At 50.3% G+C, this 15,104-nt stretch carries 10 protein-coding genes; 9 read left to right on the top strand and 1 reads right to left on the bottom strand.

What is annotated here, in order from left to right; all coding sequences use genetic code 11:
• Positions 1 to 159: 159 nt before the first annotated feature.
• Positions 160 to 2,952 (bottom strand): hypothetical protein, encoded by a 2,793-nt coding sequence (locus NW212_RS05390; protein WP_258337619.1) that lies wholly within the window; start codon positions 2,950 to 2,952, stop codon positions 160 to 162.
• A gap of 255 nt (positions 2,953 to 3,207) precedes the next feature.
• Here NW212_RS05390 and NW212_RS05385 point away from each other — a divergent pair, with 255 nt between their 5' ends.
• The 9 genes from NW212_RS05385 to NW212_RS05345 all read left to right on the top strand — a co-directional run bounded on the left by NW212_RS05385 (position 3,208) and on the right by NW212_RS05345 (position 15,053).
• A complete protein-coding gene (locus tag NW212_RS05385) occupies positions 3,208 to 3,582 on the top strand; it encodes a helix-turn-helix domain-containing protein (RefSeq protein ID WP_258337618.1) in 375 nt (124 codons plus the stop codon).
• A 106-nt stretch (positions 3,583 to 3,688) separates the two neighbouring features.
• Positions 3,689 to 4,897: an L-serine ammonia-lyase gene (locus NW212_RS05380; protein WP_258337617.1), complete on the top strand. Its 1,209-nt coding sequence runs from the start codon at positions 3,689 to 3,691 to the stop codon at positions 4,895 to 4,897.
• A 284-nt stretch (positions 4,898 to 5,181) separates the two neighbouring features.
• On the top strand, positions 5,182 to 6,060 hold the full coding sequence (locus NW212_RS05375; protein WP_258337616.1) for a calycin-like domain-containing protein: 879 nt from the start codon (positions 5,182 to 5,184) through the stop codon (positions 6,058 to 6,060).
• A 23-nt stretch (positions 6,061 to 6,083) separates the two neighbouring features.
• Positions 6,084 to 6,752, top strand: coding sequence for an HmuY family protein (locus NW212_RS05370; protein WP_258337615.1), 669 nt, complete (start codon positions 6,084 to 6,086; stop codon positions 6,750 to 6,752).
• A gap of 20 nt (positions 6,753 to 6,772) precedes the next feature.
• Positions 6,773 to 8,920, top strand: coding sequence for a TonB-dependent receptor (locus NW212_RS05365; RefSeq protein WP_258337614.1), 2,148 nt, complete (start codon positions 6,773 to 6,775; stop codon positions 8,918 to 8,920).
• Positions 8,921 to 8,957: 37 nt separating this feature from the next.
• On the top strand, positions 8,958 to 13,379 hold the full coding sequence (locus NW212_RS05360) for a cobaltochelatase subunit CobN (protein WP_258337613.1): 4,422 nt from the start codon (positions 8,958 to 8,960) through the stop codon (positions 13,377 to 13,379).
• 1 nt (position 13,380) lies between these two features.
• Positions 13,381 to 14,103: a hypothetical protein gene (locus NW212_RS05355; protein WP_258337612.1), complete on the top strand. Its 723-nt coding sequence runs from the start codon at positions 13,381 to 13,383 to the stop codon at positions 14,101 to 14,103.
• 15 nt (positions 14,104 to 14,118) lie between these two features.
• On the top strand, positions 14,119 to 14,712 hold the full coding sequence (locus NW212_RS05350) for a MotA/TolQ/ExbB proton channel family protein (RefSeq protein ID WP_258337611.1): 594 nt from the start codon (positions 14,119 to 14,121) through the stop codon (positions 14,710 to 14,712).
• Positions 14,709 to 15,053: a DUF2149 domain-containing protein gene (locus tag NW212_RS05345; protein ID WP_258337610.1), complete on the top strand. Its 345-nt coding sequence runs from the start codon at positions 14,709 to 14,711 to the stop codon at positions 15,051 to 15,053. Before NW212_RS05350 ends, NW212_RS05345 begins: the two co-directional genes overlap by 4 nt.
• Positions 15,054 to 15,104: the final 51 nt, after the last annotated feature.

Here is a 15,104-nt window from a genome sequence, read left to right as displayed (position 1 = left end):
CGGGACATCTTCGCCGGCAGGCCACGCAGCATACGGAACTCACCTCCACGCCTTCCGTTCCCGTCCCGAACATCTTGCAAAAAAGGCCTTCCTCCGGAACCGGAAGAAGACCTTCACAAAAGCCTAAGTATCAGAAATTACATCTTGCACTTCCCGGCATCAGTCGGCCCATTGCTTAACCCGCACATTGAGCGTAACCACATTGTTCGGAACAGTGCCCCATATAGAAGAGGCCGTAACCTTCACCTGAACGGTAATATCGCCTGCCACCGACTCCAGACTGGCCTGATCGTCGGTCAGCTTGATAGTACCTGCATTCTGGTCGACAATAAATTTGCCGGCATTTTCGCCTACAGGAACCATTTCTACATCCAGGCCATAAAGGTGCAAAGCATCGCGTCCGGCGAGAGAAGAGCCAAATGCATTCTTGTCTATTGCAGGCCACATCTCGCTGCCTCTATAGTCTGTCCATGAGAAAGCCCATTTTTCTCCGCCGGTTGTGCCGGAAGTCAGGGATGCAGACTGATATCTGTCTTCAATGACAATCTCTCCAGCGGCAGGAACAGCCCATGTACCAGACAAGTTTATGTCATCGATAAACTTGAATACAACCGGGATTGTTTCCACCACATGATCGTCGCCAAACTTCACCACTACGTCCATCTTCAGCTTTTCCGCCAGATTCTCACCGCTGCCAAGGTAATCGTTGACATCAACAATGTATTTGTTTCCTCTCATTTCGCCAACTTCGGGCTTGAACTCAATCGTACCGCCTGCCTTTGCTACAACAGCAGCTTCTACGTCTGAATAGTTGCTGAATATCCTCGTGATGTCATCAAAGCCGATGTTAACCTGTGATGCCTGCGCTGCGTCTACAGCTACCGGAAGATAAACCACATCACCGTCCCACATTTCAGCCTTCTTCGCAAGCTTGTCAACCTCCGGATAAGCAACGTTTGCCACGGCTTCGATTGTGATGGAAAGCGTTTCGGTCACTTTGATGCGGGCAACAGCCTTTCCGCCGTTCGTACCCTGTTTCACGATCAATTTCAAGTCATTGTCAGCACCGCCAACGAAAGCAAAATACGCGTCACCGTCCGCGAAATCGAAAACGCTGGCATTGTGCGCCAGTCTGTTGAACTCCTCTTTGGTCAATCCCGCAGCATTGTAAACGGCATCCATCTCATCAGCAGACAAAGCGTAAGAATTTTCAAAACCGCCCACATTATTCCATTCAAAATCAAAATTGCCGATATTTGCAGCACCTACCCTGCGGACAATCGTAACCTTATCGTCATATGTGCCGGAATAAGGAGAGCCGGAAGCATTGTCTACCGCAATTTCATAGCCCACCGTCACAGACTTGTTCACGGAGCTTGTCTGACCCACATTGGCTACCTTCAGTACACCGGCCGCAGCATCCAGACTGAAATAATTGATGTCGCCGGAAACCTTAAACGTAAGATGGAACAAATCCATGTCAATGCCCAATTCGTCACTGGCCTTCTCCCATCCAAAAGTTCCGGTTTTCGAGTCTGACACATAAAGTTCATAATGCCCTCCGGCCAGGAAATCCAACGAAGCATGCTCTTCACCCTCTCCGGCGTTGTAAACCAGTTCTCTTTCCGTTTCGGCTGTTTCATACTTCACGTTCTTCATGTATTTTTCAACCGCCACCACATCGAAGTAATCCGAAGTGACATCGCTCACAAAATCAGAAGCACCTTCCTGACGCTTGCCGGTCACATGCAGACAGGCAGCACGGTTGCCCGTCAAGTTGTCGGCGCTCAGCTTCATTGCCACGATACCCAAGTCCGCATCCGCCACAACCACACTTCCTTCTTTAACCGCCAGAGGCTCATCAGCACGCGATTCTACCTCCAGGCTCTGTATTTCCACCTCATAGTTCTTGACGAAATTCTGAACGGCAGAGGCCGGAGAAATGCGGAACTTCACCTCCACTTCCTGACTGCTTGATATCAGATCCCAATCACTGCCGCTGGCAGGTTCCGCATAGAGCGTTGTGAACTGAACCTTCCCATCTGCATAGGCCGGCACATACACAATGCTCTGAATCATGCCCTTGATAGCCTCCACATCAATCCCCAGCTTTTCAATGTCGCTCTCAATGGTTTCAATCCGGCTGTCTACCGCTCCTATTTCCCCGGCAACGATTGCCTGGACAGCATTGTACGCTTCGCCTCCCGGCACAAACAAAGATGCCGCCAAGGTTCTTGTTTCCTCAATCTGGTCCAGCACATCAGCAAATGTTTCATACTGCCCGTTTCCGTTCTCAATGAACTTCTCGATATAGGCCGCATAGGATTCCAGTCCGGATACTCTTTTCAGCAAAGCCTCGTCGCCGTTTCCCGTAATGTACTTTTCAAAGTCAGCCTGCAACAAGGTCAGCGAACCCGCAGGACCCACGATTGCAGCCAGTTCGGCGTTCAGCCTGTTCAGGTCTATCAAAGCTCCTGTCTTTACAGCTTCTTCAATGTAGGCAGCGATGGCCCCGCCGTTTCCGTCAAGCGCATCCGTAATTTTTTCGTTAATAAAAGCGTTCAAGCCTTCTTTCGCCTGATATGCAGCCAGCGAACCCGTTTCGGCATACTCTTTTTCAGCCAGTTCCAGCTCATCAAGACGGTTCTTTATGCCGTCCAGTTCAGCGATCTTACGTTCCAGTTCCTGCACCTTGGCTGCCAGTCCCGAATCGTCGCCACTGCCGGCAAGCTGTTGCTCCAACTCATCCAACTGCTTCTGCAAGTCCCCCTTTGCCGCATCTACAGCAGCCTTGATGTCATCGGCTGTCACAGGATTTGACGATGTAATCTGGTCGATCTGCGTCTGCAGATTCTGGATTTCGTCATCATAGTCACTGCAGCTTGTCACAGACGTACCCGCTGCAAGCACCAATGCTCCGAAGAGCATCGCACTAATAAATCTTTTTTTCATAAAATAAAGCAATTAAACAATTATACATTAATCAAAAAATGATCAAACCCTGAGATTGCACGGACTGCAACATTCCCCGATTCCCCACTGCATAAATCCGTGCCAAAACAAATAAGTATAAAAAAACAAAGACTACAAACTCCACTTCTTACCATTTTTTTATAATTTAGCTACATAGAAAATGAAACACAATGCAAATATCAAACATTTATTTTAAACAACAAAATATTTGATTGATTTTTTCTAGGAGATTTTATGGACATAATTGAAAGACTACAAGAATTAATTACGAGTGAAGGACTTACAGTTTCAGGATTCGCTAAGAAATTAGGTGTTGTTGATCAAACGATTAGAGGAATTGTAATACAGAAAAGGAACAAGCCAAGCTTTGACCTCTTAGTCAAGATCATTCAAACATTTGATTGGATAAACGCCGAATGGCTTCTGACCGGAAACGGAGAAATGAGAAAATCCGGCAGAACCACAAGTTCACCGGACTTGTTTGAACTTATACAGTATTTGCGTGAAAAGGACGAAAAGATAGAAAAACTGATCGAAGAAAAGACCGAACTGAAAATCAAATTCGACATAGCCAGCCAAAAACTAAAGATGACAGAAAAAACTGACTAGAACAAGAGATCAGCGCAAACTGAAAATCCGACCGGCACAAAAACATCTAAAAAATGAAACAACTGGCATATATTTCATATTTTTGCAGAACATAAATAAAGCGCAAATGAAATCAATCAGAGAATTGTACCGTATCGGAACAGGACCTTCCAGCAGCCATACCATGGGGCCGCGGAAGGCCGCAGAGATTTTTTTGGCCAAACATCCTGAAGCCGCATCGTTTGAAGTGACCTTGTACGGCAGCCTTGCCGCTACCGGGAAAGGACACATGACCGATGTCGCCATTCTGGATGTACTGCAGCCGCACGCTCCAGTCGAAATTGTATGGAAACCCCATGTATTCTTTCCATTCCATCCCAACGGAATGACTTTCAAGTCATTCGACGCTGACAGGAAGAAAACGGACGAATGGACTGTGTTCAGTGTAGGAGGCGGGGCACTCGCCGAAGAAGGGCACGACAACACATCCACTCCCGACCTGTACAACATGAGTACCATGAGCCAGATTCTGTATTGGTGCGAACATACGGGACGGGGCTATTGGGAATATGTAGAGCAATGCGAGGGAAAAGAAATCTGGGATTATCTGGCCGAGGTGTGGAAAACAATGCAGGAAGCGATACACCGGGGGCTGGACGCAGAAGGAGTGCTGCCCGGACCGCTGAATCTCCGCCGGAAAGCTTCTTCCTATTATATAAGATCGAAAGGATACAAAGACTCTTTGCGGTCGAGGGGCATGGTGTTCGCTTATGCGCTTGCCGTAAGTGAAGAGAATGCTTCGGGCGGAAAAATAGTAACGGCTCCTACATGCGGAGCGTGCGGAGTGGTTCCTGCCGTGCTGTATCACCTGCAAAAGACACGCGAATTCAGCGACGCACGCATCCTGCGCGCTCTTGCCACCGCCGGACTGGTAGGAAACATCGTGAAACACAACGCGTCCATCTCGGGAGCCGAAGCCGGATGCCAGGCCGAAGTGGGAGTGGCATGTTCCATGGCGGCGGCAGCGGCAAGCCAGCTTTTCGGAGGAAGTCCCGCACAGATCGAATATGCGGCCGAGATGGGGCTGGAGCATCATCTGGGCATGACATGCGACCCTGTATGCGGGCTGGTACAAATACCCTGCATCGAACGGAACGCATATGCAGCGGCACGTGCCCTTGACGCCAACACCTATTCGGCCTTCACCGACGGACACCACCGCGTATCATTCGACCGTGTCGTTGAAGTAATGAAAGAAACCGGACATGATCTTCCGTCGCTGTATAAGGAAACCAGCGAAGGAGGACTTGCCAAAGACTACAAACCGATGGAGTGACTTCGGTCACTCCATTCTTACGCTCCGAGAAGAGCGGCATCCAGCCCGACGGTCCAGGCTGGATACTCACTCCAAACTAACAAAATATAGGTATCAAAAAAGGAATCCGCTCTTTCAGGAGCTTTCCAGGCATCCGCCGAATACCTAAAAATAATCAGTCACACTCCGCACGCATCGGAAACCGTGCGCTATTTCACCCCTCTTTTTTCATAAAAATTAGGTATTGATTGATTTTTTTACCGGATCTAACTTTGCACCGACAAATAAAAAAATCAATCAGAACCATGAACTTAAAAAACTTTTTTGCAATGGCTGCTATCGCATTATTTGCGGTGGCATGCGGTAATGACGACACGACAACACCGGAACAGGAAACGGCAAAAGCCGTAGAAGGAAGCTACAGCGGACTGATGTCAATGGCTGTATCAGGAACCGTTGCCAGTGAATCGGAAACAAGCGTAAAAATCACTGCGGAAGCAGACGGAACCGTGACACTATCATTTCCGGCAATGGGAAACGGAGGTTCAATGCAGCTGGAAGCGTTTGATGTGACCGGAGTGTCTGTAGCAGCTTCCGAAAGCGGAACGTATACGCTGAGCAAGGAAAGCTTCTCTACCACTTCCGGCAACATAAATCTCGAAGGAAGCAACCTTGCCGGAACAGTCAGCAACGGAGAAGTACGTATCACAATGGACGTCAAGCCGGGATCCATGCCATTCGCCATCACCTTCACATTCGACACACAGGCTGAACCGACACCCGAAACCGCTTCACCGGCAAGCGAAATAGCGGGCGAATACAAAGGTATCATGGACATGTCTGTCATGGGAAGCTCGCAAGGCACAAGCGAAATGACACTGAATCTGACCGAAGCGGAAGACGGAACAGTCACCATATCCGTGCCGGCCATGGGCGAAGGAGCAATGTCAATGGGAAGTTTTGACATAACCGGAGTGGCCGTAAGCAAATCGGAAGATGGCACCTGCACCTTGTCGCTGGAAAGCTTCGAAACGCTTGCAGGCAGCACAAATCTGAAAGGGAGCAACCTTACCGGAACAGTCAGCGATAAAAAGCTGAACATGACAATGGGAATCCAGCCGGGAGCCATGCCGTTTGCCATCACCTTCACTTTCACGCCGGAAACGACAGAAGCAGCCGAATAAACCAACCACAGACCATAAAGCAGATGAAAAGAATTCGGTTTCATGCTGCCGTCTTGCTGGGAGCGACACTCTTGCCGCTCCCGGCCTGCGACGGCATATTTGACGGCATATACGATACTTACCAGATCGTTACGGCCGAGAACTGCGAGTCAATTACCGTAGACGGCACGGATTATACCAGATGGAACTATATCAGCCTGAAGACACAGAAAACGACAGCCGTCCGCATCCTCAACCAGGAAGGCGATGAAGAGCCGTGGGACCAAGAGGGAAGCCTCCCTGCCGAGTGGGATATCGCCATCCACCGGTATGACGTAAAGACCAACGGAGGTGCCGTGCTGGAAACGTCTTATGCTAGCATGGACGAACTGCTCGATTCCGGAAGCATCCCTGCGGGAGAATATTCGGAAGACATCGAAACAACCGACCGGATCGCCATAGACATGTCGGACATGATGAACGGAAACATCATCTACGCGAAATCTTCATACAACGAAGTGCTGAGCAGATGGCTGAATGTAGACACAAGCACAATGCCTCCCATTTATACGATGTCAAACAAGATCTATATCCTCCGCCTGCAAGACAATACGCATGCGGCCATCCACCTGCTGAACTATATGAACGAAAAAAATGTGAAAGGACACATGACATTTGAATATCTATATCCGCTTGAAAAGGCATTCCAATAAAACCAAACAAAAAAATGACTATGCGAAAAATACTGACCGCGCTTTGTGTAGCCGCCGGATGCTGCCTGTCTGTCTTGCCAGCCTCTGCGCAACGCTTCATTGCAGGAAAGGTGGTCGACACAAACAACGAACCGCTGGCGGGAGCTGCCGTATTTGTAAAAGAAAAAAGAAGCGTCGGCATGACTACTGACGCGCAAGGATGCTATCGCCTCCGGCTGCCCGACAACGGCGAATACACCCTGCAGGCTTCTTACATCGGATACATAACCCAAAGCTGCAGGATAAAGCCTCAGCAAAAAGAGCACGACTTCAAGATGGAAGAAGATGCCATCGGCATGGAAACGGTGGTAGTAACAGGAACGCGAACGCCGAAACTGCTGAAAGATGTTCCCATCGTCACACGAGTCATTACCGCCGACGACATCCAGAAAGTGGATGCGACCAACATCGGAGAACTGCTTCAGGCGGAACTTCCCGGCATTGAATTTTCCTACTCGATGGACCAGCAGGTTTCGCTCAACATGCAGGGATTCGGAGGCAACGCAGTGCTGTTTCTGGTGGACGGCGAACGGCTTGCCGGAGAAACACTGGACAACATCGACTACAGCCGGCTGAACCTGGACAATGTGGAGCGCATAGAGATAGTGAAAGGCGCAGCCTCTTCACTCTATGGCTCCAATGCGATAGGCGGTGTGGTCAATATCATCAGCAAGGAGTCGTCTGAGCCATGGACACTGAATCTGAACGGAAGATACGGTTCGCACAATGACCAGCGCTACGGCGGAACATTCACATTCAAGGCAGGAGGTTTAAAAAACAGCATCAACGTGCAGCACACCTCGACCGATCCGATTGAAGTGGGTTCCGTGGGCAAAGACGGAGAAGAAAATGCTTTCAGCAAAGTATACGGGAACCGCACATGGAACTTCAAGGAACGGCTTGTGTACACGCCGCTTGAGAATCTGAAACTGACCGGAAGGCTTGGATATTTCTTCCGCGAGCGTGACAAAAGCGCATCAAGCAAAGACCGCTACCGGGATTTCTCCGGAGGGCTGCGAGGAGACTACTCGTTCGGAAAGAATAACAACCTGGAACTTTCCTACAGTTTCGACCAATACGACAAAAGCGATTTCGATGCCGGACAGAATCTGGACATACGGGATTATACCAATGTGCAGCACACAGTCCGCGCCCTGTACACCCGCTCGTTCAACAAGAACAACACACTGACTGTTGGAGGCGACTTCATGCGGGACTACCTGATGAGCTACCAGTTTACAGACAACGGAAACTACAAGCAATATACGGCCGACGCTTTCGCACAGTATGACTGGGCGCCGGTCAAGAATTTCAATATTCTGGCCAGCATACGCTATGACTATTTCTCAGAAGCAAAGGCACAGAACATCTCGCCGAAAGTAAATTTCATGTACAAACTGGGAAGCTGTTCGCTGCGCGCCTCTTATGCGGGAGGATTCCGCGCCCCTACCCTGAAAGAAATGTATATGGACTTCAACATGGCCAACATTTTCATGATTTACGGCAACCCGGACCTGAAACCGGAACGCAGCCAGAACTTCTCACTGTCTGCCGAATACATGAAAAGCCGCTACAACGTAACCCTTACAGGATACTTCAATATTGTAGACAACCGGATCAACACAGCCTGGAACCAGGCTTTGAACGGCATGGTATATACCAACATGAGAAAGATGAACATCTCCGGACTGGATGCAACCGCAGCGGCAAAATACCCGTGCGGATTCGGCATGCGGGTTTCGTACGCCTTCACCCACGAGCACGTGAAATACGGACAGCCTTACACGTCAAGCACACGTCCGCATTCGCTGACAACCCGCTTTGAGTATGGCAAAGACTGGAAAAGCTACGGATTCAACATCGCGCTGAACGGGCGTTTCCTGTCAGAAGTCACAACCGACGAGTATATTTCCGAAAACTCGTTCGAATCAACGGAAGCTGTCACCTATCCTGCATATACAATATGGAAGCTGAACATTTCACAGAAAGTATATAAAGGCATCAATGTCATCGTCAACATTGACAACCTGTTCAACTACCGTCCGGACCATTACTACAGCAGCACGCCCTCCACAACAGGCACAACCTTTACAGCAGGCATTTCGCTTGATGTGGACAAGCTGTTTTAAAGAGAAAAAGAAGAGAACCTGATAAAAAACAGAGAAAATGAAAAAGAAAAAAAGAATCATCCTGCTTGGCGGCCTGACAGTTGTGATTGTTCTGCTTTTCGTGGCATGGAACTCTTGGTTCAGTTCCACAAAAGTAGGCTTCATCAACTATCAGGTGATAAATTTGGGAGAAATCTCAAAAGCCAACGACAATCCATTCATCAAGCTGGGCGAAATAAGCACCGATGACTTGGATAAATTGAACAGCTACGACATGGTTTTCATCAATGCGATGGGATTGCGCATCACAGAAGAGCAGCGTGCAGTCATCCAGAAAGCAGCAGACAAGGGGTTGCCGGTGCTCTCTACAGCAGTCACCAATCCGGCAAACAACATCTGCTCGATAGACTCTGCCACTGCCGCTCCCTTGCGCGAATATTTAGGAAACGGAGGCAGACGCAATTACCGCAGCATGCTGAACTATGTCCGCAAGGCCATTGACAGAAAACTCACTTCCGTGCATGAACCGGAAACAGTACAGAAAGCGGCAAGCGAAATGCTTTACCACACGGATCCGAAGAATCCGGATGAGGAAGCGATGGGATTCAATACAATCAGCGAATACAACCGTTTTTTAAAGGACAACGGCTTATGGAAAGAAAACGCGCCGCGCATCATCATTACCGGACAGATGGGCGAACCGACCGGTCTGATAAAGAAACTGGAAGAAACCGGCAACGTAGTTTATCCGGTGCGACGGATGAAGAGCTTCATCACCCGCCATCAGATTGATTCGGTGCAGCCTTCTGCCGTAATCAACATGGCACATGGACGTATGGGAGATTATATCGTAAGCTACCTGTCGGAACAGAATATACCGCTGTTTGCTCCGCTGAACGTGAATACATTAGTAGAAAACTGGGAAAACGATGCGATGGGCATGAGCGGAGGCTTTCTATCCCAAAGCGTAGTGACTCCGGAAATTGACGGAGCCATACGTCCGTTCGCCTTGTTCGGACATTACGCAGACGAAGAAGGAATGCAGCATGCGTTTGCCATCCCGGAAAGACTGGAAACATTCGTACAGACAGTCAACAACTACATCAGCCTGCAAAAGAAGCCGAACTCAGAGAAACGCGTAGCTGTCTACTACTATAAAGGTCCCGGACAGAATGCACTGGCCGCTGCCGGAATGGAAGTGGTTCCTTCACTCTACAATCTGCTGGCACGCATGAAGAAGGAAGGATATAAGGTAGAACTTCCCTCAAGCAGCGAAGAACTCGGCAAGCTGATTCAGGAACAGGGAACTGTTTTCAGCACTTATGCGGAAGGTGCCCTTGACAAGTTCCTGAAAGAAGGAAACCCCGAACTGATTACAAAGGAACAATATGAAGCATGGACAAAGCAGTGCATCCGTCCGGAAATCAACGCTGAAGTGAAAGCTGCCAACGGAGAATTCCCGGGCACCTTCATGGCAACCGAAGACGGCAGGCTGGGTATAGCACGCATCCGGTTAGGCAACGTGGTCCTTCTTCCTCAGCCGGCGGCAGGAGCAGGAAACAACTCGTTCCAGATCGTACACGGGACTAACACTGCACCTCCCTACCCTTACATCGCCTCTTACCTGTGGACACAATACGGCTTCAAGGCGGATGCCATGATTCATTTCGGCACACACGGAAGCCTGGAATTCACGCCCAGAAAACAGGTAGCGCTGTCAAGCAGGGATTGGCCCGACCGCCTGGTAGGAGCACTTCCCCACTTCTACATCTACACAATCGGCAACGTGGGCGAAGGAATCATAGCCAAACGCCGTTCGTATGCCGGACTCCAATCCTATCTGACTCCGCCGTTCATGGAAAGCAACGTGCGTGGAGTATACCGCGAACTGAACGAAGCCATCAAGAACTACAACAATCTGCTCGGTGAAGGCAACCGCAGCAAAGACATGATCAGCAAAGCTGCCCGCAAGGTAAAAGAACTGACGGTGAAGATGGGCATCCATCGCGAACTGGAGCTCGACAGCATCCTGACCCGGCCTTATGCAGAAGATGAAATCGCACGCATAGAAAACTTCGCAGAAGAACTGGCGAACGAAAAGATTACGGGACAGCTCTACACCATGGGCGTACCTTACGAAAAGGCACGCATTGAGTCGAGCGTTTATGCCATGGCGACCGAACCGATAGCCTACAGCCTGCTTGCACTCGACAAGCTGAAAGGCAAGGCCGACCCTCAGACCGAGAAACATCGCACGCTTTTCACCCAGCGCTATCTGAACCCGGCACGAACGCTGGTAGCTCATCTGCTGGCCAATCCGTCAGTGGCGACCGACGAACTGACTTGCCGCACAGCCGGCATCAGCATGGACGAGCTGAAAGAAGCCCGTGAAGTGGAAGCCTCGCGCAAGAATCCTGACGGACTGATGGCAATGATGATGGCTGCTGCGGAAGAAATGGCAGACAATCCTTCCATGAAGAAAATGATGAAAGGCATGGCAGAAGGAAATGAAAAACAAGCCGGCCTTCAGGCACCAGGGAAGATAAGCGAAGGCATGAAGGCGCAAATGCGCGAAGCCGCCAAAGGCATGGACCCGGAAAAAGCACTGGCCATGGCCAGGAAAATGGGTGCCGACTCAACTGCCCTGCGCAAAATGGAAGCGGCCATGAAACATCAGAAAACAGCTTCTTCGCCTGCCCCGAAAGCCCCGGCAGGAGCAAGCATGGCCGACATGATGAAGAAGATGACGCAAAAGAAAGCATACTCGAAAGAGCAAATAAACAAAGCGCTGGCCATCATGGAGGTAGAGCGCACCATCAAGAATGTGAACAACTACCGCAACGCATTGCTGGAAAGTCCCGAAAAAGAGCTGGCCAGCATGATGAATGCGCTCAACGGAGGATATACGCAGCCCTCTCCGGGAGGAGATCCGATCGCCAATCCGAACGCACTTCCCACCGGACGCAACCTCTACTCCATCAATGCGGAGGCAACTCCCTCGGAAGCTGCATGGGAAAAAGGCATCCGCCTGGCAAACAACACCATCGAGATGTACAAGAAACGGCATCATGATTCCATTCCGCGCAAGGTCAGCTACACGCTCTGGAGCGGCGAGTTCATCGAAACGGAAGGAGCCACTATCGCCCAGATCCTGTATATGCTTGGCGTAGAGCCGATACGCGATGCCTTCGGACGTGTAAGCGATATCCGGCTGATTCCTTCCGAAGAGCTGGGACGGCCGCGCATTGATGTCGTGGTACAGACCAGCGGCCAGCTCCGCGACCTTGCGGCTTCCCGGCTGTTCCTCATCAACCGGGCGGTAGAAATGGCTGCTTCGGCCAAAGACGACGCGTATGAAAACCAGGTGGCGGCAGGCATCGTAGAAACGGAACGCACGCTCATCGAAAAAGGGCTTACGCCGAAAGACGCACGCGAGATGTCAACTTTCCGCGTATTCGGAGGGGTCAACGGCGGATATGGAACGGGCATACAAAGCATGGTGGAAGCCGGCGACCGGTGGAACGACGAAAAGGATATAGCCGATACCTATATGAACAACATGGGAGCTTATTACGGAAGCGAGAAAAACTGGGAAGCATTCCGCCAGTATGCTTTCGAAGCCGCGCTAACCCGCACGGACGCCGTCATCCAGCCACGCCAGAGCAACACCTGGGGCGCATTGAGCCTTGACCACGTATATGAATTCATGGGCGGCATGAATCTGGCCGTACGCAATGTGACGGGGAAAGACCCGGATGCCTATCTGAGCGACTACCGCAACCGGAACAATGTGCGGATGCAGGAAGTGAAGGAAGCGATCGGCGTGGAAAGCCGCACCACGATACTCAACCCTGCCTACATCAGGGAAAAGATGAAAGGAGATGCCAGCGGCGCAAGTTCCATCGCTGAAATCGTGCAGAACACGTACGGATGGAATGTGATGAAACCGAAAGCAGTCGACCAGGAACTTTGGAATGAAATCTATGACGTGTACGTAAAGGACAAGTACAAGCTGGGGGTTCAGGATTATTTCGAAGGAAAGAATCCGGCCGCTCTGGAGAATATGACCGCCGTAATGATGGAAACCGCCCGCAAAGGATACTGGAAAGCGTCGCCCGAACAGCTGAAAGACATTGCGGGACTTCATACGGAACTGGTGGACAAGTTCGGCACTTCGGGAGGAGGCTTCTCGGACAACAACGCCAGATTGCAGGACTTCATTGCCGGCAACGTAAGCCAGCAGCAGGCATCAGCCTACAGGCAGCGCATCCATGAAATGAAGGAAGCTGCCGTTTCGGAAGAAGGAAACCGGAAGGGAATGACTTTAAAAAAGAACACGGTAGGGAGTGTTGAACAGCCTGCCGGAGAGAAAAACAAGCTGAGCGGCACGCTTGCCGCGGTCATTGTGCTGGCGGCGTTCGTGGCATTGCTGGCTATACTGAAGAAAAAGCGTTCGCAACAAAACGACAAAAAAGAATGACATGGAACAAATAATTCTCATACTCATGCTGTTCATCGCCATAAACTGCGCGTTCAAGCTCAGTTTATGGAAATGGTGGCAGGCAGGGATCTACAGCCTGATTGTAGCCGCATTCACCCTGCTGGCTTGTCCGTATGCCATCCTGCAATCAAAAACCCAGATAGCCGACTACCTGCAAAACACGGAAGCCTTGCAGAACATGGCGGTCATCATCACGCTGGAGTCTGCGCTCTGCTTCGGCTTCTGCGTGACATACCTGCGGGGGCTTTACGGAAAGAAGAACCCGTGGTGGGCAAAGCTGCTCTGGTGGTATCCGAGCCTGCTGCTTTTTCCTGTAGTGTTCTGCTGCCTTACAGAGGCAATCTTCACTTTTGTGGGAATGTCATTCACTACGATAGCCTGCATCGTTGCGGCATCTGTGCTTGTACTCATTCCGGCACTGGCATGGGCGGTGAAAAACTTCGTTCCGGAAAAAGACCTGCGCCTGGAGATTCATTTCCTCGTCAGCCTCTTCGTCTGTATCCTGGGACTGCTCACCACCGTCAACGGGAAAACGGTCTATGCAGCGGTAGACGAGCCGGTCAACTGGAATGCGGTGATACTCGCACTGTCCCTGTTTGCAGGGCTGTTCATCGTGGGATACGTATGGAGCCGCATCAAATATCCGCTCATCCAGAAGCGGAACAAGAAAAAGGAAAGAAACAAAATCACTATTAACCAATAATCATTCGTTATCATCATGGAATTTATATCTAAAATGCTTTTCTGGGTAGCCAACAGCCTGTTGATACCCGATGTTGTCATTCTGCTCTTTCTTTTTGTACGCGCCCTCATCCTTATCGGAGGCACCTACAACATGTATATCACCAAACGCAAGAACGACAGGGCATTCGACGACCTTATCAGGGAGGGGAAAACCGAAGAACTGAAGCAGGCGCTTCCGGAAAAGGACAACTCGCTTTACGTAAGCTACCTGCGCGATATGCTGAACCGTCCGGTGAACGAGGATTACGCCGACTTCGTCTTGTCGAAGTTTGAAGTGGAGGCCGAAAAAGACGTGGCGCTCTCGAAGATGCTTTCCAAGCTGGGACCGGTATTGGGGCTGATCGGAACGCTGATTGCCATGAGCCCGGCACTCGTCGGACTTTCTACAGGTGACATTGCCGGAATGGCCTACAACATGCAGGTGGTGTTCGCCACAACCGTAGTCGGTCTGGTTATCAGTGCCGTGGGACTTGTTTCCCTGCAGTTCAAGCAACGCTGGTATGCCAAGTGTGTCAACAACCTCGATTATGTATCACGTGTGCTGATTGAGAAAGGAGGAAAAGCATGAGAAGACGAGGCCGCCGTGTGAGCTTCTTCAAGAAAGAAGAAGACTCTGATCCGTTGAGCGTAGTAGTGAACCTGTTCGACGTGGCCATGGTATTCGCCGTATCGCTCATGGTAGCTATGGTGATGCACATGAACATGACCGAAGTGTTTACCGACAAAGACTTCACCATCGTGAAGAATCCGGGAAAAGACAACATGGAAATCATCACAAAGGAAGGAAAACAAATCAACCGCTACACGCCGAGCCACGACCAGTCGTCCGGCGGAAAGCGCGGGAAGAAGGTGGGCATCGCCTACGAACTTGAAAACGGCGAGATTATCTACGTTCCCGAAGGAGAGTAAACGCAAGAACTGATACATACCGGGGAGGAACAATTGTCATATTAAAAACAA

Source organism: Bacteroides sp. ET225 (genome assembly GCF_024733745.1).
GTDB classification, from domain to species: Bacteria; Bacteroidota; Bacteroidia; order Bacteroidales; family Bacteroidaceae; genus Phocaeicola; species Phocaeicola excrementipullorum.
The sequence above is the reverse complement of the archived record's forward strand: the minus strand, read 5'-3'. Positions and strand labels throughout refer to the sequence as shown.